Here is a 23,980-nt window from a genome sequence, read left to right on the forward strand (position 1 = left end):
CCCTCAGCGATTGGCCCTTGCTACCGCCGAGATGCCGAAAGACGCACGCACCGGCGTGATGTCCTTTTCCGGCGCGCGAACCTTGCCCAAGCCACCGATGGCCGACAGCCATTCGAGATAGAAGGCCAGCGCGAACTGCATGGCGATGCCGGCCGACAGCAGCAGGGTGTCATAGGCAAGCCCGCCCGGATTGATCAGTTTCATCACCTGCGCGACCATGGCGATCACCGTGCCGGCGATGAAGACCGGCAGAGAGCGCTTGCCGAGTATCGCCAGCGGGTGATCAGGGCTGGTGCGGAACAGGTTCGACAGCGCCGGCAAGGCGACGATGAGGTAGCTGACCGCCAGTATATGCAACAGCCGCGGCAGCGACAGGAACGTCTTGTCGAAGCCACCGAGCACCACGGGAAGCTTGAACCAGGTTATCTGCCCCCAAAGCGGGCTGTGCACCCAGACCAGCGCCGTCGCCACATAGGCCGCGGCCGCGCCGACCAGCCAGCGGTTGACCGGAATCACTCCGCCGCGCCTGACATGCAGCATGGCGGCAAGGCCGATGTTGAACAGGAACTGCCAGGACAGCGGGTTCAGGAACCAGAAGCCGGGCTCGGGATAATTGGGCGGAGCGATCTGCCAGATGCCGGCGACGAGCCACAGCGCACCGGACGCGGCAAGTGCCGCGGCAGGCCGGTAGCTGATGAGCAGGACGAAGGCCGGAGCCATCAAGAGCAGCGCGGCGTAGACTGGCAGGATGTTGTTGTAGCCAAGCTGATGGCCCAGCGTGACGATGCCGACCAGCACCTCCGGCGTGTTCTTCATCAATGGCTCGATGTTGATCAGTTTCAGCAGCTCCGGGCGCCGGGCGAACACCGCCACGGTGCAGAACAAGCCGATCACCACCATCGTGGTGACGATGTGGGCGACGTAGAGCACTGCTGCGCGCCGCCACATCTTCAACGTGGCCAGAAGCCGGCCACCCGGCCGGAACTTGGTGCCGTAGGCGAGCGCGACCGAGATGCCGGAAATCAGCACGAAAGCCTCGGCCGCGTCCGAAAAACCTAAATTCTTGTAGGTCAGGGTTTCGAAAGCCGTGCCGGGCACATGGTCGATGAAAATGATGATCAGGGCCAGCGCGCGCAGCACATCGATACGCGTATCGCGTTGGGGCGAAATAGGGGTAGTCATCGACAAAAGGCCTCAAAGCTGGTTGTTCATGTCCAGCAATGCGACCCCCGGCGCACCGCTTCGATTCCTCCCACGCGGAGTATATCGGCGCATAAACGGGCCGGAATGCGCCCGGTTCAATCAACTTTCGCGGAGCATGAAAATATTGCGTTTTGAAGCCGGCAAATTGAGCGGAACCTCATATAATCAAGAGGATGCGGGATGATCGGCGACGACCCCGAAAACGCCCCCCTGGTCACGGATATGGCCTTTGCCTATCGCCTCATGGCCGCTGGCAGAGACAGCCGTGAGTGCCTGTTCCTGCTGCATGGGTCGGGTGTCGACGAGACGACCCTGATACCGCTGGCAAGACGGATCGCGCCCCGCGTCACGCTGGTCGCGGCGCGTGGCCGCATCCCCCAGGAGGACGGTTTTCGCTGGTTCGAGCGGATAAACCCGACGCGCTTCGAACAGAAGAGCATCCTCGTAGAGACGGCGGCTTTCGCTTCATTCGCAAGCGAGGCAGCCAGACGCCATGGGCTCGATCCCGATCGCGCAACGTACCTCGGCTATTCGAACGGCGCCAATCTGGTTTCCAGCCTGATGCTGCTCCATCCAGGCATCGTCCGCCAGGCGGCACTGCTGCGACCGATGCCCGTCCTCGACCATGTGCCCGCGACGGACCTGGCGGGAACAAGGACGCTGATCATCGCCGGTGCCGCCGACGAGACCTACGGACCGTTCGCGCCGGCGCTGGTGACGCTGCTCAGCCGCCACGGCGCCGAGATCGACGCCCGGATCATTCCCTCGGGCCATGAAATCGGCGATCCGGACGCGGAAATAGTCAGGCAATGGCTGGTGGGATCGGCTGCCGTGGCGTAGGCCCAATCGCAGGCCGCGACCCGTGCCTGCGCTCCGGCAATCGACAGAAGGACTGGAGCCTACCGCCCCATCCTGTTCCAGGCATCAAGCCCGGCTATCTTGTAGGCTTCCGCCAGCGTCGGATAGTTGAAGGTGTTGTTGACGAAGAAGTCGACGGTGCCGCCCAGATTGATGACGGCCTGGCCGATGTGAATGAGCTCTGTGGCGCCCTCGCCCACGATGTGCGCGCCGAGCAGGCGGCGCGTTTCGATCGAGAACAACAGCTTGAGGAAGCCGGTGTTGACGCCCATGATGTGGCCGCGCGAGGTCTCGCGGAAACGCGCCACGCCGACCTCATAGGCGGCCCCACTTTCACGCACCTGTTCCTCGGACTGGCCGACGGTCGAGATCTCCGGCACCGCATAGATGCCATAGGGGAAGGTTTCCGGCGGCGGCGGTAGCGTCACGCCGAAAGCGTGGCAGGCGGCCACCCGGCCCTGCTCCATCGAGGTCGAGGCTAGACTCGGAAAGCCGATGACGTCGCCGGCGGCGTAGATGTTGGGGACGCTGGTCTGGAAGGTCTGCGGATCGACCTTGATGCGGCCTCGGGAGTCTGCCTCGATTCCGACCACGTCGAGGCCCAGGCTGCCGATATTGCCGGTGCGGCCTGCGGCGTAGAGCACGACTTCCGAACGGATGGTGCGGCCATCGGCCAGTTCCACTTCGGCGGCTTCGGGCTTGGAGCGGATTTCCTTCACCGCGCTGCCAAGCCTTATCGTCATGCCGCGATCGCGCATCTGGTGGATGAAATCGTCGACGATCTCGCGGTCGACGAAATCGAGGATGGAATTGCGCGGCTCGACCAGCGTCACCGGCACGTCGAGCGCGGAAAAGATCGTGGCGTATTCGACGCCGATGACACCGCCTCCGATCACCGTCAGCGTGCGCGGCAGGCGGTCGAGTTCCAGCATCTCGTCACTGTCGAAGACGCGGGTCTTGTCGAAGGGCACATCGCGCGGCCGGTGCGGCCTGGTGCCGACCGCGACCAGGGCGTTGGCGAATCCGACTTCGCTGTAATCGCCATTGTCTGATGTCAGGCTGACCTTGTTGGGGCCGAGAAATTTCACCGCCGCGCGGGCGCTCTTGACGGTGTTGCGGATGAACTGGTGCTGCAGCACCTCGACCTCGTGATCGAGCGTCTTGTGCAGGCGTTCGATCAGATCGCCGACGGAAATGTCCTGCTTGACCCTGTAGCCGCGTCCATAAAAACCGCGCTCGCGCCAGCCCGAGAGATTAAGCACGGTTTCGCGCAGCGTCTTCGAGGGGATGGTGCCGGTGTGTACGGAGACCCCGCCGAGGCGCCGGCCGCGGTCGACCACCAGCACCGATTTGCCGAGCTTGGCCGATTGCACGGCGGCGCGGCGGCCGGAGGGGCCGCTGCCGATGACCAGCATGTCATAGTCCATAGTGCCCCGTCCCTCTGCCCCTGAGCGCATTTGTTGCGCCGCAGCAAGCTAATGCCATCCGCCCGGCAAATTCAACCGATTCGGATCGTGTCCTGTGTCGCTCGCGCCTTGCGCCCCCCGACGGGATCCCGACCTTGATTCCTACACAGGCCTTCACCATTTCATTGGCGTGCGGCCCGCACCCTATGTTGGGCCTTGTTACGAGGAAATGACATGAACGCGCGCGTTCTTGACGGCGAAATCATCAACACCCGGCTTGACGATGTCCGGGCCTATGAAGGCGTGCGCACACGGCGCATCCTGGCCTTCGTGCTCGACTACATCATCGTTGCTCTGCTCACCATTCCCTTCGCCATACTGGTGTTCTTCCTCGGGCTTTTGACCCTCGGTCTCGGCTGGATGCTGTTCGGCGTCCTGGTGCCGGCCGTCGCCATCCTCTACATCTGGAACACGCTGGGCAGCGCCGACCAGGCGACCACGGGCATGAAGATGATGGGTATCCGCCTCGATCGTCTCGACGGGCGGCCGATCGACGGCCTGACCGCGGTCGTCCATTCCGTGCTGTTCTGGGCGGGCAACGTCATCCTGTCGCCGCTGGTCCTGCTGGTGACCTTGTTCTCCGACCGCAAGCGCACGCTGCACGACCTTTTGCTTGGCACGGTGGTCAGCCGCACCGACCGTTAAGGGCGTTTTTCGGGAGCGCTTCCGCCTTGTCGGCGCAAATGTGAAGGCGTTCGCATGCCTGCGCCTTCACAATCCTGTTGAATTTTTCGCTTTCCGCGCCAAAGGTAGAGCGACTCGAAGGAGCGTTTCCAAGACGTATATGACGCAGCATCCGACCCAGTCGCCGCAGTTCTTCCTGACAGCGCCGTCGCCGTGCCCCTATCTCGACGGCCAGTTCGAGCGCAAGGTGTTCACGCACCTGGTCGGCGACAAGGCGTCGGAGATGAACGACCTGTTGACGCAAGGCGGCTTCCGGCGCTCGCAGAACATCGCCTACCGGCCGGCCTGCGAGACCTGCCGCGCCTGCGTTTCGGTGCGCATCCTCGCCCAGGAATTCACCGCCAGCCGCAACATGAAGCGTGTGCTGCAGCACAATTCCGACCTCGTCGGCGCCATGCACAATGCCGAGCCCTCGACGGAACAATATTCGCTGTTCCGCAGCTATCTCGATGCCCGCCACCGTCGCGGCGGCATGTCCGACATGACGGTGCTCGACTATGCCATGATGGTCGAGGATACCCACGTCGACACCAAGGTGATCGAGTACCGGCGGCGTGGGCCCGACACCTTCATCACCGGCAAGGGTCAGGGCGAACTCATCGCGGTGGCGCTCACCGACAAAATGGCCGACGGCCTGTCGATGGTCTATTCCTACTTCAATCCCGATTTCGAGGAGCGTTCGCTCGGCACGTTCATGATCCTCGATCACATCGCCCGCGCCAGGGCGATGGGCCTGCCCCATGTCTACCTCGGCTACTGGGTCAACGGCTCGCGCAAGATGAATTATAAGATGCGCTTCATGCCGCAGGAGCATCTCGGCCCCAAGGGCTGGGAGCGCTACACCAACGAAGCGGTTTCACGCTGAGTTTTTCCACGATCAGCGCTTAAACAGTTTCAAGGCAGGGGATGCTGGTCTTTCAGCCGGTCGGCTAGAGAGAGTGCGCCATTGCACCGCTCAGCCCTCGGCCTGCATTTCATTACGAAAGTTCCTGCATGTCCTCTCACAGCGACCACCAGAAGGGCCTCTTGATAACCGCCATTGGCGGCCTGACACTGACCGTCGACATTCCGTTGATCCGCCTCGCCGATGGCGGCGCATGGACGATCCTCATGTTGCGCACCGGCACCACTTTCATGGCTGCCCTGGTCATCTGGGCAGTCTGGCGCTCGCTGCGCAAGAACGCGCCGCAACTCATTCCAGGCTGGACAGGACTCGTCGTCGCCGCGTTCTACGGGCTTGGCTCGATCGCCTTCATCACCGGCGTCTTCAATACCTCGACGGCCAATCTCGTCTTCATCCTGGCTTTCACCACCATGTTCTCCGCGCTGCTGTCATGGCTGTTCCTGAAGGAGCGGCCGCGGCCTGCGACGCTCGCCGCGCTGGCGCTGATGATCTTCGGCGTGGCCATCATCGTCGGCGATTCGATCGGCGCGGGACATCTCTTCGGCGACCTGATGGCGCTGTGTTCGGCCTTCTGCATCGCTTCGGCCATCACCATCTCGCACGCCAGCGGCAAGGACATGGGTTTCACGGCTCTGATCGGCGTCATCCTGCCGCTTATCGTTGCGGTGTTCATGGTCTCGAAGACCGGCTTTCACGTGAACGCGCCCTGGTGGATCATCTTCAACGGCGCCGTCATCATGCCGATCTCGTTCTTCTGCCTCGCCGCCGGGCCGAAATACATTTCGGGGCCGGAAGTGGCGATGTTCTATCTGCTCGAAACCGTGCTGGCGCCGGTCTGGGTGTGGATGATCTTTGCCGAGACACCGACCCGCAACAGTCTGATCGGTGGCGCGATCCTGATCGTCACGCTGGTCGCCCATTCGCTCTGGCAACTGCATGACGGCCGTAGGCAGCGGGGTGACCTTGCGGTGCACCATCCGGTCTGACTTGTAATTGATGTGCCGGCGCAAGTCGCGTTTCGGGATCAGGCGCTGGCTTTCTTCGCCACGCCGGGTTCCGGCAGGATTTCGATCTGCGGCGGCCCGCCTTCGATTTCGGCCGCCGAGTCGGCGGTCAACTCGTCGACCAGTTCCACCTCGCGCAGCCACTCGCGCCAGATGGCGACCAGCAGCGCCATCAGCACCGGGCCGATGAACAGGCCGAGGAACCCCATCGTCTTGACGCCGCCGATCAGGCCGAAAAAGGTCGGCAGGAAGGGCAGCTTTATCGGCCCGCCGACGAGCTTCGGGCGCAGTGTCTTGTCGACGATGAACAGTTCGACCGCGCCCCACAGGAACAGCGCCAGACCGGCCATGGGCGAGCCGCTGGCGGCCAGATAAATCGAGACAAGGGTGAAGGACAAAGGCGCCCCGCCGGGGATGAGCGCCATGACGCCGGTCAGGGCGCCAAGCGTCACCGGCGACGGCACGCCAGCCAGCCAGTAGGCGATGCCCAGCACCAGCCCCTCGCCGATGGCGATCACGGTCATGCCGGTCACCGTCGAGGAAATGGTCGCCGGGACGACTCGCGAAATCCGCTCCCATCGCGTCGGCAGGATGCGTTCGCCCAGGCGATCGACCTGGCCGGCAAAATGCTCGCCGTCGCGATAGGCGAAGAACAGGGCGATCATCATGAACAGCAGCGTCAGGAGCAGCCCAAACGCACTGCCGCCGGCGGCGAGCGCGCCGCGATAGATGCTGCCTATGTTTGCGCCGCTGATCAGCTGGATCAGTTCACCAATGCCGCCGGGATGACCAAAATTGGTCGTCCATTGCTCGTTCAGCCAGTCGCCTACGACAGGCATGGTCGCGATCCAGTGCGGCGTCACGGCCCCATGCCGATTGGTCTCGATCGCCCAGCCGACCCACTCGCGCACCTCGTTGATGGCGTAGGTGCCGGCGAGCGCGATCGGTATCACCAGGAAGGCGAGGATGAACAGGATGGCCAGAGTGGCGGCGATAGTGCGGTTGCCGCCGACACCAGCCAGCAGCCGCTGGTAAAGCGGCCAGCTGGCGAAAGCGATGACAAGTGCCGCCAGCACCGGGAACAGGAAACCGTGGAAGAAATAGACGCCGGCGGCGACGATCAGCACCAGCAGCCAGCGCGCCGCCGACAGCGGCGGAATGACGGCCGACCGCAGCGGCGTCGACAGGCCGAACAGGCGCTGCTGCCGTTCCGGTTTCTGGATCCTGGATTCTTTCAAACGCCCGTCTCTCCCAAACACCTTTCCCCGTTATGCACTGATATAGTGCAGCAATCGTGACGATACTCCAAATGCCCTAGAATCGGCCCCCTTGAGGGAGGTGGCCGGCAGGCCAGAGGGGTTGCCGCGCGTAAAGCGCCAGCGTTCTCTGCTCAAAGTATTAGGTCGCGTCCGGTCGAAGCCGGAGGCCGGTCCGGTCGAACCGACCCCTCTGTCGCCTTTGGCGACGTCTCCCCTCGAGGGGGAGAGCAAGCTACCCGAACTTGCCCGTCCTCGGGAAACCCTTCGGCACCATGCGGCCGGCCGATGCCCGGGCGCCGATCCATTCGGCCAGTTCCTCGCGCGACCTCGTGAAGGTGCGGTCGGCCGAATCCTGCCAGGACAGGCCCGTCTCCAAGCTGAACGGCTTGAGATCGAGCAGGCCGCCATCCTTGTATTTCTGCAGCCGCACGCCCTTGCCGCGGCCCATCTCGGGAATTTCCGAAAGCGCGAACACCAGCATTTTCCGGTTCTCGCCGACGATGGCGAGGTGATCGCCGGTGACCGGCACGCAACGCTTGGCCTCGTCCGGCGCCTTGACGTTCATCACTTGCTTGCCCTTGCGGGTGTTGGCGACCACTTCCTCCTCCGGCACGATGAAGCCATTGGCGTCATATGAGGCCAGCAGCAGCTTGCGCTTCGGATCGTGGACGAAGGCGGTGACGATGTCCTGGTCATTGTCCATGTCGACGATGATGCGGATCGGCTCGCCATGGCCGCGCCCGCCGGGCAGCCGGTCGGCGCCGATTGTGTAGAACTTGCCGCCGGTGGTGAAGACCAGCACCTTGTCGGTGGTCTGCGCGTGGAAGGCGAGCTTGAGGCTGTCGCCTTCCTTGAAGGTCAGCGTCGAAAGGTCGGCCAGATGCCCCTTCATCGCCCGCAGCCAGCCTTTTTCCGAAACCACCACGGTGACCGGCTCGCGCTCGATCATGGCGTGCGCGATGTCGGTCAGGTCGTGCTCGGGTGCATCGGCGAACTGGGTGCGGCGCTTGCCGAGTTCGGTCTCCGGGCCGAACTTGTCACGGATGTTGGTGACTTCCCACTTGATCGTCGACCATTGCTTGGCATCGGACGCCAGCAGCGCCTCGATCTGCTTCTTCTCGGCGCTCAGGCCATCGAATTCCTTGCGGATCTCGAATTCTTCCAGCTTGCGCAAGGCGCGCAGGCGCATGTTGAGGATGGCCTCGGCCTGGTTGTCGGTGAGCGACCAGCGGGCCATCATCACCTGCTTGGGCTCATCCTCCTCGCGGATGATCTTGATCACCTCGTCGATGTTGAGATAGGCGATCAGGTAGCCGGCAAGGATCTCCAGCCGTCTTTCGATCTCGCCCAGGCGATGTTTCGAGCGGCGGATCAGAACGTCGCGGCGGTGGTCGAGCCATTCCTGCAGCACGCCCTTCAGCGACAGCACGTTGGGCACCTTGCCGCGCGACAGCACATTCATGTTGAGGGGGAAACGGCTTTCAAGCTCGGTGAGTTTGAACAGCGATTCCATCAGGATGCCCGGATCGACGGAACGGCTCTTCGGTACCAGCACGACGCGGATATCCTCGGCGCTTTCGTCCCTGATGTCCTCGAGCAGCGGCAGTTTGCGGGCCATCAGCAGTTCGGCGATCTTCTCGATCAGTCGCGCCTTCTGCACGCCATAGGGGATTTCGGTGACGACAATGCTCCAGGTGCCCCTGCCCTGGTCCTCCTGGCTCCATTTCGAGCGCACACGAAAACCGCCGCGGCCGGTCTCGTAGGCCTCGAGAATGGAGGCGCGGCTGTCGATGATGATGCCGCCGGTCGGGAAATCCGGACCCTGGACGAAATCCATCAGCTTCGACACCGGCGCATCGCGATGCTCGATCAGGTGCAATGCGGCGTCGCAAAGCTCGGCCGCATTGTGCGGCGGGATCGATGTCGCCATGCCGACCGCGATGCCGGACGAGCCGTTTGCCAAGAGGTTCGGGAAGGCGCCGGGAAGCACCACCGGCTCCTCGTCCTCTTCATTGTAGGTCGGCCGATAGTCGACGGCATCCTCGGTGATGCCGGACAACAGTTCGGTCGCCACATCGGTCATGCGCGCTTCGGTGTAGCGCATGGCGGCGGCGTTATCGCCGTCGATGTTGCCGAAATTACCCTGCCCGTCGACCAAGGGATAGCGCATCGAAAAATCCTGCGCCAACCGCACCAGCGCGTCGTAGATCGACTGGTCGCCATGCGGGTGGAACTTACCCATCACCTCGCCGACGATACGTGCGCATTTGGCAAAACCCTGGTCGGGGTTGAGCCTGAGCAGCCGCATGGCGTGCATGATGCGGCGATGGACCGGCTTCAGCCCGTCGCGGACGTCGGGCAGCGCCCGGTGCATGATGGTCGACAGCGCATAGGCCAGATAGCGCTCTTCCAGCGCCTTCTTCAGATCGACCGGTTCAATGTGATCGCCACCGCCATCTTGAGGCGGCAAAAGCCTTTTTCCCATGGGCTGGAACTAGCCGAGCGGGCGATTCGCGGCAAGAGGCCGACAGATATACCCGCCATTCTGCAACATGAAACCGCATGCCTGGGGATGTCGACCAACATCAGCCTGTTACATCAGGCCTTTATGGCCAAGCGTGATGATATCGGGCAACCGGCTCTTCATGACAAATTCACCGGTTTGCGCCAAGACGGTGGGATCGAGTTTGCCTTTCACCGTGATTTTCGACCATGGTACCGGGACACGCCTTTTTCCCGTCCAGTTCGTCACGGAATGGTGATGGCGCGAAGAATTGAAAAACAATTTCAGGACACTCTCAGGGACCTTGCGATGACAATCAAACGCTCAACTCTCCGGAAATTCGCTCTTTCGACCTTCTTGTTCACACTGCCGCTGAATGCGGCCCTTGCCCAGGATGCCGCAGTTGCCGACCGGCTGAAGGCCGCGCTGGCTGCCCAGGGCGTCAACATCTCCTGGACTGGGGTGACCGGCGACAACACCAGCATGGTGCTGCAGGGCGTTGCGATCAAGCCGGCGGCGGAAAAGGAAGCCCTCACCATCGGCGACGTCAAACTCGAGAACGTGACCGCGGCCAACGGTGGCTTCGATATCGGCACCGTCTCGACCTCAGCCTTCGAGCACGCCAAGGACGGCGTCACCCTCAACCTCAGCCCCTTCGTCATCCATGACATGGTGGTTCCGGCCGATGGCGCCACCGGCCCGCTGGGCTCGCTGATGATGTACAAATCCGCCGAACTTGCCAACATGACGGTCAAGGTCGCCGACAAGACCGCCTTCTCGATGGACGGGCTTGCCATCCAGATCACGCCGCCCGCGGACGGCAAGGCGATGGAATTCACCGGCAATACGGAAAAATTCACGGCCGATCTCTCTTTGGTCGACGACCCCAAGTCCAAGGAAGTCATCGATGCGCTGGGCTACCAGAACATTTCGGGCAATCTCGCAATGGCTGGCACCTGGCAGCCCTCGGACGGCAAGATGGAACTGTCGAAATACGACATCTCCGTCGAGAATGCCGGCACGCTCGGCATGACCTTCGACCTCGGCGGCTACACGATCGACTTCATCAAGTCGCTGCAGGAAATGCAGAAGAAGATGGCCGCGCAGCCTGAAGGCGCTGACAATTCGGCGCAAGGTATGGCCATGCTCGGCCTGTTGCAGCAGCTGTCGTTCAACGGCGCCTCGATCCGTTTCGACGACGATTCGCTGACCGGCAAGGTGCTGGAATATGTCGGCAAGCAGCAAGGCATGTCGGCCAAGGACATCGCCAACCAGGCCAAGGCGATCGTGCCCTTCGGCATGGCGCAGCTCAACAATCCGGAACTGACGGCGCAGGTGACCGCGGCGGTCAGCAAATATCTCGACGACCCGAAGAGCCTCGAAATCTCGGCCGAGCCGCCGGCCTCGGTGCCGTTCGCGCTGATCATGGCCGGCGCCATGTCCAACCCGCTCGACCTGCCGAAGACGCTCGGCATCAGCGTCAAGGCGAACGAAGACTGATCGAACGGCCTCAGAATACAAAAATAGCCCGGCATCGCTGCCGGGCTATTTTTTTGGATTATCGAGTCGAAAGAATCGGTTCTGGCGGGTTTTTAAAGTACTGCCCGAACCTCGCCATCAGGCGTCCTTCCTGGTCGGGGCGACACGCAGTGCCAGTTCGCGAAGCTGCTGCGGGCTTGCTTCCGACGGCGCGCTCATCAACAGGTCGTAGGCCTGCTGGTTCATCGGGAACATGGTGATCTCGCGCAGGTTCTTGGCACCGACCAGCAGCATGACGACGCGGTCGACGCCGGCCGCCATGCCGCCATGCGGCGGCGCGCCATACTGGAAGGCGCGGTAGAGGCCGCCGAAGCGCTCCTCGACGGTGGCACGGTCCAGTCCGACCGTCTCGAAAGCCTTGACCATGGTTTCGGGCAGATGGTTACGGATGCCGCCTGATGCAATCTCGAAACCGTTGCAGACCATGTCGTACTGGAAGGCCTTGATGCCGAGCAGGTCCTCGCCGTTCAGCGCATCGATACCGCCCTGCGGCATCGAGAACGGGTTGTGGGCGAAGTCGATCTTCTTCTCCTCCTCGTTCCATTCGAAGAACGGGAAGTCGACGATCCAGCACAATTCGAAGCGCTCGCGGTCGACGAGATTCAGTTCCTCACCGGCGCGCGTGCGGGCCGCACCAGCGAAAGAAACGAACTTCTTGGGATCACCGGCAACGAAGAAGGCGGCATCGCCGTCGGCAAGGCCGAGCTGCTGGCGGATCGCCTCGGTGCGCTCCTCGCCGATGTTCTTGGCAAGCGGACCGGCGCCTTCGAGCTTGTCGCCCTCCTTGCGCCAGAAGATGTAGCCCAGCCCCGGCTGGCCCTCGCCTTGCGCCCAGGAGTTCATGCGGTCGCAGAAGGCGCGGCTGCCGCCGGTCTTGGCCGGAATGCCCCACACCTCGGCCTTCGGGTCGTTGGCCAGGATGTTGGCGAACACCTTGAAGCCGGAATCGCGGAAATGATCGGAGACGGCCCGCATTTCGATCGGGTTGCGCAGGTCTGGCTTGTCGGAGCCGTATTTGCGCATAGCGACATCGTAGGGAATGCGCTGGAACTTCTGCGTCACCGGCTTGCCGTTGGCGAAGGTCTCGAAGACGCCCCGCATCACTGGTTCCATGGTCGACAGCACGTCGTCCTGTTCGACAAAGCTCATTTCCAGGTCGAGCTGGTAGAATTCGCCCGGCAGACGGTCGGCGCGCGGGTCCTCGTCGCGGAAGCACGGCGCGATCTGGAAATAGCGGTCGAAGCCCGACACCATGATCAGCTGCTTGTACTGCTGCGGCGCCTGCGGCAGCGCGTAGAACGTGCCAGGATGGATGCGCGACGGCACCAGGAAGTCGCGCGCCCCCTCGGGCGATGAAGCCGTCAGGATCGGCGTCGAGAATTCGGTGAAGCCGACATCGTTCATGCGCTTGCGCATCTCGGCGATGATTTTTGTGCGCGCCACGATGTTCTTGTGCAGCGTGTCGCGGCGCAGGTCGAGGAAGCGGTACTTCAGCCTGATGTCCTCGGGATAGTCCGGCTCGCCGAACACCGGCAGCGGCAATTCCTTGGCCGCCGACAGCACCTCGATCTCGCGGGCGAAGATTTCGATCTCGCCGGTCGGCAGGTTGGCGTTGGTGGTCTCGGGCAAGCGCGCCTTGACCTCGCCGTCGACGCGGATGACCCACTCGCCGCGCACGGTCTCGGCGACCTTGAAGGCCGGCGAATCGGGATCGGCGACGATCTGGGTCAGGCCATAGTGGTCGCGCAGGTCGATGAACAGCAGGCCGCCATGGTCGCGCACGCGATGCACCCAGCCCGACAGGCGAACGGAAGAGCCGACGTCGCTCTTTCTCAACTGGGCACAGGTATGGCTGCGGTAACGGTGCATTGTCATTGGTAAAGTCCGGGGTGCTGGGTGGCAGGCCAAAGCATCGAAGCCCGGCCCAAAATTTGCGCGAAAAGCGCATGGGAGGCCGGATTTGTCAAGGCAAGGAGACGTTGGGCCGTATCCAGGTTCGACCGTCAGGGCTCAAGTCTTTGCCGGCCTCCACGCATTGCCGCTGGACGTGTTTCCTGAGACAACGCCTCTATCAAGCGATCTGGTATGAAGCGACCTGGAGACGCCCAGTGCCAAAACGCACTCTCCCGCCGGGCATTGGGCCACACAATGGCCGCGAGCTGGAACTGATGCTTCAGGGCGACAAGCCAATGGCTCTGTTCGCGGCGGAACCGGGCATGGACGCCGAAGATGTTGGTGAGGCCGTCGCACATGCTGCATCGCAGAAACTGCTGAATTCCAGCATGGATTGAACGACTGCGTCCCAAGCCGGGATGAATTCGCCATGGAATGCAACGGCCTGCCCCCTCAATGCCGGCCTAGATTTGCCGCTGGCATTGACGAGGGTAATGGTTCAAGAAGGGATCACCGATACGTGATCGCCTTTTCATGTCCTCCATCCGCCCGCTGATCCCGCTTCTTCTCGCCGCAGCCATCCTGCTCGGCGGCAATGGGCTGCAAAGCACGCTGATCGCACTGCGCGGCGCGCAGGAGGGGTTTTCCGCTTCCTCCATCGGCCTGATGGGCACCTTCTATTTCGCCGGCTTCCTGCTCGGCTGCCTGGCCATTACCCGCATCATGAAGGCGGTCGGCCATATCAGGGCGTTTTCGGCACTGGCCGCCATTGCATCGGTCGGCACTCTGCTGCTGGTTCTGGTGCTCGATCCTGTGATGTGGTGCGCCGTGCGCTTTGCCGGCGGCTTCTGCTTCGCCGGACTGTTCACGATCGTCGAAAGCTGGCTGAATTCCGGCGTCACCAACAAGGATCGCGCGCGGGTGCTGGCGATCTACCGGATGGTCGACACCGGCTCGGTGACATCGGCCCAGTTCCTGATCCCGGTCTTCGGCGCCGGCGGCTTCACCATCTTCGCCATCATGTCGATCATGATAACGCTGTCGCTGGTGCCGGTCTCGCTCGGCGACCGCTCCAACCCGACACCGCCGGAGGAGGTCAAGCTCGACCTGGCGCGCGTCTGGCGCATTTCGCCGCTCGGCTGCTTCGGCTGCATCGCCGTCGGCGTCACCAACAGCGCATTTCGCACGCTGTCGCCGGTCTATGCCGAACAGATCGGCATGTCGGTCGCCGATGTCGTCACCTTCGTCAGCGTCGGCATTTTCGGCGGCGCCATCATCCAGTATCCGCTCGGCTACCTCTCCGACCGCTGGGACCGGCGCCGGGTGCTGTTGCTGACGACCTGCTGCGCGATGCTTTCAGCCCTGGCGCTGGTGTTCATCGCCGGCAGCAATCCCCTGCTCAACTTCATCATCATCTTCATCTTCGGCTGTTTCGCCATGCCACTCTATTCGCTGTCGGCGGCGCATTCCAACGACCGCGCCGGCACGGGCGAGTTCGTGCTGATCAATGCGGCGCTGATGCTGTTCTACTCGTTCGGCGCCATCGGCGGCCCTTTCGCCGCCTCGACAGTGATGCAGCATTTCGGGCCGAGCGCGCTGTTCGTGTTCAGCGCCACCGTCTATGCGATCTTCATCGCCGTCATCCTCTACCGCATGCAGGCACGCTCCGGCGTGCCCGTGGGCAAGCGCAGCCGCTTCATCGCGCTGTTGCGCACGTCGACCGTTTTCGCGCGGCTGGCCAGGCGCAATGGCGATGCCGATGGCCCGGGAAGCGCATGATGGCGGCGCCAAAGCTTGACGAAAGCCTTCCCGGCTGAAATCTAGGATGACCTTACTCCTGCCAAAAGCGATTTGATGCACGTCATCACCACACAGAAAGAACTCGAGACCGTTCTCGCCGCTTTCGAAAAGTCGGATTTCGTTACCGTCGACACCGAGTTCATCCGCGAAACGACCTTCTGGCCGATCCTGTGCCTGATCCAGATGGCGGCGCCCGGCGTCACCGCGCTGATCGACCCGCTGTCGCCCGACATCAACCTCGCCCCGTTCTTCCGGCTGATGGCCAACGAGGCCGTGGTCAAGGTCTTCCATGCGGCGCGCCAGGACATCGAAATCATCGTCCATCTCGGCGATCTCGTGCCGCACCCGGTGTTCGACACGCAGGTCGCGGCCATGGTCTGCGGCTTCGGCGACAGCGTTTCCTACGATCAGCTCGTGCAGCGCATCACCGGCGCGCGGCTCGACAAGTCGTCGCGCTTCACCGACTGGCGCCACCGGCCGCTGTCCGAGAAGCAGCTCGATTACGCGCTCGCCGACGTCACCCATCTGATCGAGGTCTATCAGCATTTGAGCGCCGAACTGGCGCGGGAGAACCGTGCCCACTGGCTGAACGAAGAGATGGACGTCCTGACCTCGCGCGAGACCTACGATCCGCATCCCGAAGACGCCTGGAAGCGGCTGAAGATGCGGCTGCGCAAGCCGCAGGAACTGGCGATCGTGCAAGCCGTGGCGGCATGGCGCGAACGTGAGGCGCGCGAGCGCGACGTGCCGCGCGGCCGCGTGCTCAAGGACGACGCTATCTACGAGGTGGCGCAGCAGGCGCCGCGCGACACGGCCGCCCTCGCCAAGCTGCGCACGACGCCCAAGGGCTGGGAGCGCTCCTCGACGGCGACGGCCCTGCTTGGGGCGGTCAATACCGCGCTGGCCTTGCCCAAGGAGCAGATGCCGAAACTGCCGAAGAATTTCCAGCCGCCGGAAGGCTCGAGCGCCGCCGCGGAATTGTTGAAAGTGCTGCTCAGGATCGTCGCCGAAAAGCAGGGCGTGGCCTCGAAGGTGCTGGCCTCCAGCGACGACATCGACCGCATCGCCGCCGAAGGCGAGGACGCCGATGTGCCGGCACTGCAGGGCTGGCGGCGCGCCGTGTTCGGCGAAGCGGCGCTGAAGCTGGTGCGCGGCGAGATCGGGATAAAGTTCGACAAGCGTAAAATAGCGGTGTTCGACCTCTAGAGGCTTTCTAGCCGATGCGTTCGGATCAGGACGAGAACCGGCGATACGAAGCGATCGACGCATTGCGTGCGATTGCCGTGATGCTGGTTCTGATCTTCCACTATACGTCCCGCTTTCCCGCCGACTACATCGGGTTCGACCACCAGATGACGCTGCCATGGCAAGGGATAGTTGGCGTCTTTCTCTTTTTCATTATCAGCGGCTACTGCATCGCGATGACAGCAGAGCGGTCTGGAACCGTGTGGATGTTCTGGCTGCAGAGATTTACGCGGCTGGAGCCCGCGCTCATCGCCTGTATCTCGATCACGCTTGTCGTGGTTGCGGCTCTGGGTCTTCCGGGTAGGGAGGTTTCAGCGCTCGACGGACTGAAAAACGCAAGCTGGGTAACCCTGTTCGCTCCAACGCCGCTTGTCGACGGCGCCTACTGGTCACTGCTTGCGGAAGCAAAATTCTACTTCGTGTTCGGCCTCATCTTCTATCTCTGGCCAAATCGCGTTCTCGTCCTTTTCACCGGCTTTACCGTTCTGGGCGCAATTGCACAGTTTTCAGGGTTGTGGAGAGACCATCAGGCTCTGATTTACCCCTTCAAGGGCGTCGCCATGCCGTATTTTCTGTTCCCCTACAGCCTCTTCTTCTTGATGGGCATCGCGGCGAGGCGATCGACCCGAACTGTGCAGACGGTCGTGACAGCCGGATGCCTGGTGGTTGTTGTCAAGCTGTGGGGCGGTTCAGCATTCAGTGCCTGGGTGATCGCGCTTTCAATTCTTGGGGTCATCGGCGTCCAGCTGCGCGATATCAAGATCTGGCGAAGCGTGAGTTACATCGGCTTGATCAGCTATCCTCTGTATCTTCTGCACCAGAATGTCGGTGTCGCGATCATACGATGGCTGGCTCCGTGGATCGCCTCCCCGTATCTTCGGATCGGCATAGCGTTCTGCACCGTGGTCGCCCTTGCAGCATTCGTCGCGTGGGCGGTCGAGCATAGATTTCGGCGGAGGATCGAAATCCATGCGGCGCGCTTGATGTCGAGGGCCGCAACCCCCGCATGACCCTGCCTCAGACGATGTCGAGCAAATGCAGCGCAAACCAGATCCAGGCCAGCGCCAACACCACCGCACCGGCGAAGAAAGAGCGGCTGCGCAGCCGCAGATTGTTGCTGGTCAGGTGAACCCAGGCATGAAAATAACGCGTCAGGACGAAAATCCACGCCAGCGCCAAGGTCAGATAGTTGACCCCGTTGGTGACGTGGAGCGTCAGGCACAGCACATAGAAAAGCACCGGCAGTTCGAACTGATTGCAGAGATTGGCGGCAACGGTGATGCTGGACGCCGGCTCGGTCGAGCGGGCCTTGTACTGTCCGACCTCGGCCTCACCTGATCTGATTGCGCCATTTCTGCGGCGCCCCAATACGCCGTAGACGATGTAGACCAGAGCCACATGCGCCAGAACGGGCCAGAAGATCGTCGTCTGGTTCATGGATATTTCCCCTGCTCTGTCCGGCTTCAGGCCTGGCGTCTTTGGCCCACCAGCCAGAAAGCGGCGATGACGACCACCGGGATGGCGAGAAGCGCGAATTTGGTGACGATCAGAGCAGAAGCGAAAGACAGTGAATCCGGGTTGGCCGACAGGAAATCGGACAGAAGCCGCGCCACGGCGATGTTCTGGGCATAGTCGGCCAGCGTGTAGGGCAGCACCAGAACCAGGGCGAAGATCGACTGCACCTGCCCGGGAAGCTCGCGGAAGTTCTGCAGGCGCCGGCCGCTGGCCAGGACCAGGCTCACCAAGGTCAGCGACAGCAGCGCCGGGAACAACAGATCGAAGGTCAGATAGTGCCAGACCAGAATGATCTCGCCGCCGCGCCGTCCGAGCGCCGTCAGCCAGGCCATGCCTTCGTCGGGCGTGAAGCCGAAATAGCGCATGTCGAGCGACGGCAGGCCGCCGCTCAACTGGCGGAAATAGAAGAATTCCATCACCGTCATGGCGATGAAAACCGCCGCCGACAGGAAACACAGTGCGGCCGCGTGGCGTGGCAGCCGCAGGACCGTCGCGGTCAGGCTCCGCCCGAGCCCGTATTGTTCAGGCTCCGCCGGGATAGTTCGGGCTTTCGCGGGTAATCGTGACGTCATGGGCGTGGCTTTCACGAAGTCCGGCGTTGGATATGCGCACAAAAGTGGCGCGCTCGCGGAAATCGGCAAGGTCGCGGCCACCGACATAACCCATAGCGGCTTTTAGCCCGCCCGCAAGCTGGTGCAGCACGCCAGACACAGGTCCTTTGTATGGAACCTGGCCCTCAATGCCTTCCGGGACCAGTTTGAGGGTATCGCGCACCTCGGCCTGGAAGTAGCGATCGGCCGAGCCGCGCGCCATGGCGCCGACCGAACCCATGCCGCGATAGGCCTTGAAGGAGCGACCCTGGTGCAGATAGACCTCGCCCGGGCTCTCATCGGTTCCGGCCAGCAGCGAGCCGATCATGGCGGCACTGGCGCCGGCGGCGAGCGCCTTGGCGAGATCGCCGGAATATTTGATGCCGCCGTCGGCAATCACCGAGACGCCCGACTTATGCGCCGTCTCGACGGCGGACATGATGGCTGAAAGCTGCGGCACGCCGACACCGGCGACAATGCGGGTGGTGCAGATGGAGCCCGGGCCGATGCCGACCTTGACGGCGTCGGCGCCGGCGTCGATCAGCGCCTGCGTGCCTTCGGCGGTGGCGACGTTGCCGGCCAGGATGCGCACCGAGTTGGAGAGTTTCTTGGCGCGCGTGACCGCGTCGAGTACGCGCTGCGAATGGCCATGCGCGGTGTCGATGACCAGAAGATCGACCCCGGCGTCGATCAGGCGCTCGGCGCGCTCGAAGCCATCGTCGCCGACGCTGGTGGCGGCCGCCGCGCGCAGGCGGCCCTGCGCATCCTTGGTGGCGTGCGGGTTGAGCTGCGACTTCTCGATGTCCTTGACGGTGATCAGGCCGACGCAATTGCCCTGCTTGTCGACGACGACGAGTTTTTCGATGCGGTGCTGGTGCAGAAGCCGCTTTGCTTCGTCCGAGTCGACATTCTCCTTGACCGTGATCAGGTTCTCGCGGGTCATCAACTCATAGACCTTCTGCGCCGGGTCGGAGGCAAAGCGCACGTCGCGGTTGGTCAGGATGCCGACCAGCCTGCCGGTCTTGTGGCCGCCAGTGCCGCCATTCTCGACCACCGGAATGCCCGAGATCGAATAGGTTCGCATCAGCGACAGCGCATCGGCGAGCGTGGCGTCCGGACCGATGGTGACCGGATTGACCACCATGCCGGATTCGAATTTCTTCACCTGCCGCACCTGCTCGGCCTGTTCGGCCGGCGAGAAATTGCGGTGGATGACGCCGATGCCGCCGGCCTGGGCCATGGCGATGGCAAGACGCGCCTCGGTGACGGTGTCCATCGCGGCGGAGAGGATCGGCACGTTGAGATCGATGTCGCCCGCGATGCGGGTGCGGACATCGGTTTCGCCGGGCATGACCTCGGAGTGACCCGGCTGCAAAAGCACGTCGTCAAAGGTCAGCGCCAGTGCGCCTGTGGACGTTTCGATGATTTTTGCCATGGCCAGCCCTTTAGAATGCGGAAAAAGCGCTGGACCGGAATGGACAGCGCCGACTCTCATCTTCCCTTTCAGGATTGGCGCTGGCTGGTAACACGTCGCGACGCGGATGAAAAGCCGATCGTTGCATTGCACAACAGCCACCCACGGTTGCGGTCGCACAAAAGTGACAGCAATTTAACACGACATGGGTGTCTAGCCATGATAACCGCCCCCTGTATCGGTTCGCCCCCGGCCGAAGAGAAAATTTGAAACGGTCACGCTCGTGAATCGCACCATTCCGCTGATCCTGGCGGTCGCACTTTTCATGGAAAACATGGATTCGACCGTCATAGCGACATCGCTGCCGGCGATCGCCGTCGACATCCACACCAGCCCGATCGCGCTCAAGCTGGCACTGACGGCCTATCTGGTGTCGCTGGCGATCTTCATTCCCATCAGCGGCTGGATGGCCGACCGCTTCAGCGCCAAGAACATTTTTCGCGCCGCGATTGCGGTGTTTATCGTCGGTTCGGTCGCCTGCGCCTTGTCCGGTTCGCTGCCGGCCTTCGTGGTGTCGCGCTTCCTGCAAGGCATTGGCGGCGCCATGATGACGCCGGTCGGGCGCCTGGTGCTGGTGCGGGCCACGCCCAAGAGCGACCTGGTCGCCGCCATGTCGTGGCTGACCGTTCCCGCGCTGGTCGGACCGCTTGTCGGCCCGCCGATCGGCGGCTTCATCACCACCTACTTCACCTGGCACTGGATCTTCCTGATCAATGTGCCGATCGGCCTGGTCGGCATCTGGCTGGCGACGCGCTTCCTGCCGGAAACCGAATCGATGGAGACGCCGCCGCTCGATTTCATCGGCTTCGTGCTGAGCGGGCTTGCGGCATCCGGCGTGGTCTTCGGCCTGTCGGTGGTCAGCCTGCCCTATCTGCCGCCTGCGACCGGATTCATCACCGTGGGGGTCGGGCTGCTGTCGGGCGCACTCTACCTCATGCATGCGCGGCACGCCAAAAATCCACTGCTGGCGCTCGAACTGTTCCGCAACCAGGTGTTCCGCTCATCGGTGCTTGGCGGCTCGCTGTTTCGCATCGGCATCGGAGCAGTGCCGTTCCTGCTGCCGCTGATGTTCCAGATCGGTTTCGGGCTGACGCCGTTCCAGTCCGGCATGATCACCTTTGTCTCGGCGGTCGGCGCCATCGGCATGAAATTCGTCACCGCACTGATTTTTCGCCTCGCCGGATTCCGCCGCGTGCTGATCGTCGGCTCGCTGGTCGCCGCCGCATCGATCGCCATCTACGGCCTTTTCACCCCGGAAACGCCTTACGCACTGATGTTGGCCATATTGCTGGTCGGCGGCTTCATCCGCTCGATGTTTTTCACCGGGGTCAACGCGCTCTCCTATGCCGAAGTGTCGGCCGAAGACACCAGCAAGGCAACGCCGATTACGGCGGTGTTCCAGCAGCTGTCGATCGCGCTTGGCGTGGCGCTGGCCGGCGGCATCCTGGAAGTCTCGACCTCGATCCATGGCGGCCCGCTGACGCTGGGCGATTTCCACATCGCCTTCTTCATCGTGGCGGCCGTATCGGCGGCGGCGTCGCTGTTATTCATGCGGCTGGCGCCCGATGCCGGCAATGCCGTCTCCGGCCATGGCCGGCTGACGACGCCCAAGACGCTGGAACCGGCGAGATCGTCGGGCGAGTGAGGGCCAGCTCAGCGGTCAGCGTCCCCCGGCCCTTCGCTATGGCTCCGGGCGCTCGAGTCCTTCGGAACGTCCACTGGACGTTCCGATCCGCCTGATGGCGGAACGGACTCTCGCCCTTTGAAGTCCTTTGCCAACAGATAAAGCTCGACCGATTCATCGCGCGAGGCCGGCGGCTTGACGTGGTGGACGGAGCGGAAATTCTTCTTGAGCATGGACAGCAGTTCGTTCTCGGCGCCGCCCTGAAAAGTCTTGGCGAGGAAATGGCCGCCCGGCTTCAGGACGGACAGCGCGAAATCGGCCGCCACTTCGCACAGATGCATGGTGCGGATGTGGTCGGTGCGCTTGTGGCCGGTGGTTGGTGCCGCCATGTCGGACAGCACGACATCCGGGTTCCCACCCAACGCCTCGGCGAGCTTGCGCGGCGCATCCGCATCCAGGAAATCCATCAAAAGCACCGGTGCGCCGGGCACGGCATCCATTTCCAGATAGTCGATGCCGACGACATGCGGATTTTCCGCCGTCGATTTCGTGCGCGCGGCCGCGACCTGGCACCAGCCGCCGGGGGCGGCACCGAGGTCGATCACCTTCATGCCGGGCTTCAGCAAATGGTGCTTGTCGTCGATCTCGATCAGCTTGTAGGCCGCGCGCGAGCGATAGCCGTCAGCCTTCGAGCGCTGGACATAGGGATCGTTGATGTGGCGCTGCAGCCAGCGCCGCGACGATTCCTTCAGGCCGCTCTTTTTCTTGATCCGCGTCTTCAGCACGCGAATGCCGGCCGATCCTGGATTTTCCGGTTTCTTGGTCATTGACGGCCACGCCCATCGTTGCGCCAGACGCCGTCATCGGCCATCAGCTCGCTCAATATGCCTTCGCGCAGGCCGCGGTCAGCGACGCGCAGACGCTCCGAAGGCCAGACGGCGCGGATCGCTTCGAGAATGGCACAGCCGGCCAGCACCAGATCGGCGCGGTCGGCGCCAATGCAAGGGTTGGCGCAGCGCTGCTGGAAATCCCAGCCGACCAGTCGCTCCACCATGCGGTCGACGCTGTCGCGGTCCATCCACAGCCCGTCAACCCGACGACGGTCGTAACGCTCGAGATCGAGGTGGACGCCGGCCAACGTCGTCACCGTGCCGGACGTGCCCAGCAGATGGAAATTCGGGTTGGCCTTGAGGTGGCTCAGCCGGTCGCGGCCGTCGAAGCTCGCCAAACGGCCGGCGACGTCGTCGACCATCGCGTCGAAGATCTCGCGCGTCACGGTACGGCCACCAAAGCGCTCGGCCAGTGAGACGACGCCGACCGGCAGCGACGTCCACGAGACGATATGATTGGCGAGCCGCGGCGAACGGCGGCCAGTGAGATCGATCAGCGCGATCTCCGAAGAGCCGCCGCCGATGTCGAACAGGACGACGCCCTGCGTGTCGCGCTCGACCAGCGAGCCGCAGCCGGAAACCGCCAGCCGCGCCTCGGTCTGGCGGTCGATGATCTCGAGCTTCAGGCCGGCCTCGCGCTCGACGCGTTCGAGGAATTCGACGCCGTTCTCCGCCGAGCGGCAGGCTTCGGTGGCAATCAGCCTAGCCTTCCTGATCTTGCGGCCGCGCAATTTGTCGCCGCAGATCTTCAGCGCCTCGACGGCGCGATCCATCGCCGGCTGGCCGAGGCGGCCATTGGCGGTGAGCCCCTCGCCCAGCCTGACGATGCGTGAGAAGGCGTCGATGACGCGGAACTGGCCATGCCGTGTGGGAACGGCGACCAGCAGCCGGCAATTGTTGGTGCCGAGGTCAAGGGCCGCGAAGACCGGCAGCTCATGCACCGGCGGCCGGCGCGTGCCCTGTTCGGGGCGTGGCGCGGGAGCGGTGGGGGAGACTGCCGGCGCCGTCGGCAGCTTCGCTTCCAAAGCCGGAACAGCCTGGCCTGGCACCGGCGCTCGATTGCCCTGCGTTTCGTCGCGCGCAAAAACCTTGCGCCCGCGCCTTCGCTTGCGCCGCTTCTTGGGCTTGCCCTTCTGGTGATGGGTCGCGTCACCCGCCTGCCCACCGGCGGAGCGCGGTTCCGTCGGGCGGCGTTTCTGCCAACCGGCTGTCCCCGAGCCCGATGGCCCTGGGGAAGCGCTGGACGCGCCCACCTCCGACGCGCCTGCGCCGGTGTCGCGGTCTTCCACTGTCGTTCCTTCCGGCGCCGCGCGAACCGGTGAAGGACGCAGCAGGCGCTTTGGCATGTTTCAAGTTGCCGCCAGACTAACAGTGCCGTGGCCGATCACCAAGAGCCGCATGCCGAATTTTGCCGGCTGGGCGCGGACGGCCTTTTTAAGCTACCGCGTAATGTACCGGCAAGGCTGGATTGGTAGCGCGGATGCCGGCGAGGACAATGCTGGTCGAAGCCGATGCGTTATCCCCGCCGT

20 protein-coding genes are annotated in these 23,980 nt (G+C 63.2%); 10 read left to right on the forward strand and 10 right to left on the reverse strand.

Translation table 11 applies throughout. From position 1 onward, the window contains the following. Window positions 1-3: 3 nt before the first annotated feature. Window positions 4-1,182 (reverse strand): OpgC family protein, encoded by a 1,179-nt coding sequence (locus CK226_RS08915; RefSeq protein WP_095791611.1) that lies wholly within the window; start codon window positions 1,180-1,182, stop codon window positions 4-6. 201 nt (window positions 1,183-1,383) lie between these two features. Between CK226_RS08915 and CK226_RS08920 the strand changes: the two genes are divergently transcribed. After that, window positions 1,384-2,043, forward strand: a complete 660-nt coding sequence (locus CK226_RS08920) for an alpha/beta hydrolase (protein ID WP_095791612.1) — start codon at window positions 1,384-1,386, stop codon at window positions 2,041-2,043. Window positions 2,044-2,102: 59 nt separating this feature from the next. Here the strand turns inward: CK226_RS08920 and sthA are convergent, their stop codons facing one another. Beyond that, the gene (gene sthA, locus CK226_RS08925) at window positions 2,103-3,488 is read right to left on the reverse strand and encodes a Si-specific NAD(P)(+) transhydrogenase (protein ID WP_095791613.1); all 1,386 of its coding nucleotides are present in this window, start codon (window positions 3,486-3,488) and stop codon (window positions 2,103-2,105) included. 213 nt (window positions 3,489-3,701) lie between these two features. On the opposite strand from sthA, the gene CK226_RS08930 reads away from it, so the two are divergent. From CK226_RS08930 to CK226_RS08940, 3 genes are all read left to right on the forward strand, one after another. Beyond that, window positions 3,702-4,172 (forward strand): RDD family protein, encoded by a 471-nt coding sequence (locus CK226_RS08930; protein WP_095788425.1) that lies wholly within the window; start codon window positions 3,702-3,704, stop codon window positions 4,170-4,172. Between the two features lie 139 nt (window positions 4,173-4,311). Next, a complete protein-coding gene (locus CK226_RS08935) occupies window positions 4,312-5,076 on the forward strand; it encodes an arginyltransferase (protein WP_019857587.1) in 765 nt (254 codons plus the stop codon). A 128-nt stretch (window positions 5,077-5,204) separates the two neighbouring features. Beyond that, the gene (locus CK226_RS08940) at window positions 5,205-6,101 is read left to right on the forward strand and encodes a DMT family transporter (protein ID WP_095791614.1); all 897 of its coding nucleotides are present in this window, start codon (window positions 5,205-5,207) and stop codon (window positions 6,099-6,101) included. Between the two features lie 38 nt (window positions 6,102-6,139). On the opposite strand, the gene CK226_RS08945 is transcribed toward CK226_RS08940, so the two are convergent. Together CK226_RS08945 and parC are read right to left on the reverse strand one after the other, a co-directional pair. Then, entirely contained in the window at window positions 6,140-7,357 is a 1,218-nt protein-coding gene (locus CK226_RS08945; RefSeq protein ID WP_095770461.1) for an AI-2E family transporter, read from the reverse strand. 253 nt (window positions 7,358-7,610) lie between these two features. Beyond that, on the reverse strand, window positions 7,611-9,863 hold the full coding sequence (gene parC / locus CK226_RS08950; protein WP_095770462.1) for a DNA topoisomerase IV subunit A: 2,253 nt from the start codon (window positions 9,861-9,863) through the stop codon (window positions 7,611-7,613). Between the two features lie 327 nt (window positions 9,864-10,190). On the opposite strand from parC, the gene CK226_RS08960 reads away from it, so the two are divergent. Then, window positions 10,191-11,381: a hypothetical protein gene (locus CK226_RS08960; RefSeq protein ID WP_095770464.1), complete on the forward strand. Its 1,191-nt coding sequence runs from the start codon at window positions 10,191-10,193 to the stop codon at window positions 11,379-11,381. A 117-nt stretch (window positions 11,382-11,498) separates the two neighbouring features. Here the strand turns inward: CK226_RS08960 and aspS are convergent, their stop codons facing one another. Further along, window positions 11,499-13,289: an aspartate--tRNA ligase gene (gene aspS / locus CK226_RS08965; RefSeq protein WP_179301022.1), complete on the reverse strand. Its 1,791-nt coding sequence runs from the start codon at window positions 13,287-13,289 to the stop codon at window positions 11,499-11,501. A gap of 239 nt (window positions 13,290-13,528) precedes the next feature. Here aspS and CK226_RS08970 point away from each other — a divergent pair, with 239 nt between their 5' ends. From CK226_RS08970 to CK226_RS08985, 4 genes are all read left to right on the forward strand, one after another. Then, window positions 13,529-13,711, forward strand: coding sequence for a hypothetical protein (locus CK226_RS08970; RefSeq protein WP_245437697.1), 183 nt, complete (start codon window positions 13,529-13,531; stop codon window positions 13,709-13,711). A gap of 136 nt (window positions 13,712-13,847) precedes the next feature. Further along, window positions 13,848-15,092 (forward strand): MFS transporter, encoded by a 1,245-nt coding sequence (locus CK226_RS08975; RefSeq protein ID WP_095791617.1) that lies wholly within the window; start codon window positions 13,848-13,850, stop codon window positions 15,090-15,092. Window positions 15,093-15,167: 75 nt separating this feature from the next. Next, a complete protein-coding gene (gene rnd, locus CK226_RS08980) occupies window positions 15,168-16,319 on the forward strand; it encodes a ribonuclease D (protein ID WP_095770467.1) in 1,152 nt (383 codons plus the stop codon). Window positions 16,320-16,333: 14 nt separating this feature from the next. Further along, entirely contained in the window at window positions 16,334-17,368 is a 1,035-nt protein-coding gene (locus tag CK226_RS08985) for an acyltransferase (RefSeq protein WP_095788419.1), read from the forward strand. A 7-nt stretch (window positions 17,369-17,375) separates the two neighbouring features. On the opposite strand, the gene CK226_RS08990 is transcribed toward CK226_RS08985, so the two are convergent. The 3 genes from CK226_RS08990 to guaB are packed head-to-tail and all read right to left on the reverse strand — an operon-like array spanning window position 17,376 to window position 19,898. Then, window positions 17,376-17,795, reverse strand: a complete 420-nt coding sequence (locus CK226_RS08990; RefSeq protein ID WP_095770469.1) for an MAPEG family protein — start codon at window positions 17,793-17,795, stop codon at window positions 17,376-17,378. Window positions 17,796-17,821: 26 nt separating this feature from the next. Continuing rightward, window positions 17,822-18,445, reverse strand: a complete 624-nt coding sequence (locus CK226_RS08995; RefSeq protein WP_095770470.1) for a hypothetical protein — start codon at window positions 18,443-18,445, stop codon at window positions 17,822-17,824. Then, the gene (guaB, locus tag CK226_RS09000; protein ID WP_095791618.1) at window positions 18,396-19,898 is read right to left on the reverse strand and encodes an IMP dehydrogenase; all 1,503 of its coding nucleotides are present in this window, start codon (window positions 19,896-19,898) and stop codon (window positions 18,396-18,398) included. The genes CK226_RS08995 and guaB overlap by 50 nt, the downstream gene beginning before the upstream one ends. A 262-nt stretch (window positions 19,899-20,160) precedes the next feature. Between guaB and CK226_RS09005 the strand changes: the two genes are divergently transcribed. Beyond that, on the forward strand, window positions 20,161-21,582 hold the full coding sequence (locus tag CK226_RS09005) for an MFS transporter (RefSeq protein ID WP_095791619.1): 1,422 nt from the start codon (window positions 20,161-20,163) through the stop codon (window positions 21,580-21,582). 8 nt (window positions 21,583-21,590) lie between these two features. Here the strand turns inward: CK226_RS09005 and CK226_RS09010 are convergent, their stop codons facing one another. Both CK226_RS09010 and CK226_RS09015 read right to left on the reverse strand, forming a co-directional pair. Next, the gene (locus CK226_RS09010; RefSeq protein ID WP_095788417.1) at window positions 21,591-22,388 is read right to left on the reverse strand and encodes an RlmE family RNA methyltransferase; all 798 of its coding nucleotides are present in this window, start codon (window positions 22,386-22,388) and stop codon (window positions 21,591-21,593) included. Then, a complete protein-coding gene (locus CK226_RS09015) occupies window positions 22,385-23,740 on the reverse strand; it encodes a Ppx/GppA phosphatase family protein (protein ID WP_095791846.1) in 1,356 nt (451 codons plus the stop codon). The genes CK226_RS09010 and CK226_RS09015 overlap by 4 nt, the downstream gene beginning before the upstream one ends. Window positions 23,741-23,980: the final 240 nt, after the last annotated feature.

Origin of the sequence: Mesorhizobium sp. WSM4311 (assembly GCF_002295115.1) — a bacterium.
GTDB lineage: Bacteria > Pseudomonadota > Alphaproteobacteria > Rhizobiales > Rhizobiaceae > Mesorhizobium.

Bases quoted from the DNA above. Each gene is read 5' to 3' on its own strand.
- CK226_RS08915 (WP_095791611.1), bottom strand. From the start codon at position 1,182: ATGACTACCCCTATTTCGCCCCAACGCGATACGCGTATCGATGTGCTG.
- CK226_RS08920 (WP_095791612.1), top strand. From the start codon at position 1,384: ATGATCGGCGACGACCCCGAAAACGCCCCCCTGGTCACGGATATGGCC.
- sthA (WP_095791613.1), bottom strand. From the start codon at position 3,488: ATGGACTATGACATGCTGGTCATCGGCAGCGGCCCCTCCGGCCGCCGC.
- CK226_RS08930 (WP_095788425.1), top strand. From the start codon at position 3,702: ATGAACGCGCGCGTTCTTGACGGCGAAATCATCAACACCCGGCTTGAC.
- CK226_RS08935 (WP_019857587.1), top strand. From the start codon at position 4,312: ATGACGCAGCATCCGACCCAGTCGCCGCAGTTCTTCCTGACAGCGCCG.
- CK226_RS08940 (WP_095791614.1), top strand. From the start codon at position 5,205: ATGTCCTCTCACAGCGACCACCAGAAGGGCCTCTTGATAACCGCCATT.
- parC (WP_095770462.1), bottom strand. From the start codon at position 9,863: ATGGGAAAAAGGCTTTTGCCGCCTCAAGATGGCGGTGGCGATCACATT.
- CK226_RS08960 (WP_095770464.1), top strand. From the start codon at position 10,191: ATGACAATCAAACGCTCAACTCTCCGGAAATTCGCTCTTTCGACCTTC.
- aspS (WP_179301022.1), bottom strand. From the start codon at position 13,289: ATGCACCGTTACCGCAGCCATACCTGTGCCCAGTTGAGAAAGAGCGAC.
- CK226_RS08975 (WP_095791617.1), top strand. From the start codon at position 13,848: ATGTCCTCCATCCGCCCGCTGATCCCGCTTCTTCTCGCCGCAGCCATC.
- rnd (WP_095770467.1), top strand. From the start codon at position 15,168: ATGCACGTCATCACCACACAGAAAGAACTCGAGACCGTTCTCGCCGCT.
- CK226_RS08985 (WP_095788419.1), top strand. From the start codon at position 16,334: ATGCGTTCGGATCAGGACGAGAACCGGCGATACGAAGCGATCGACGCA.
- CK226_RS08990 (WP_095770469.1), bottom strand. From the start codon at position 17,795: ATGAACCAGACGACGATCTTCTGGCCCGTTCTGGCGCATGTGGCTCTG.
- CK226_RS08995 (WP_095770470.1), bottom strand. From the start codon at position 18,445: ATGACGTCACGATTACCCGCGAAAGCCCGAACTATCCCGGCGGAGCCT.
- guaB (WP_095791618.1), bottom strand. From the start codon at position 19,898: ATGGCAAAAATCATCGAAACGTCCACAGGCGCACTGGCGCTGACCTTT.
- CK226_RS09010 (WP_095788417.1), bottom strand. From the start codon at position 22,388: ATGACCAAGAAACCGGAAAATCCAGGATCGGCCGGCATTCGCGTGCTG.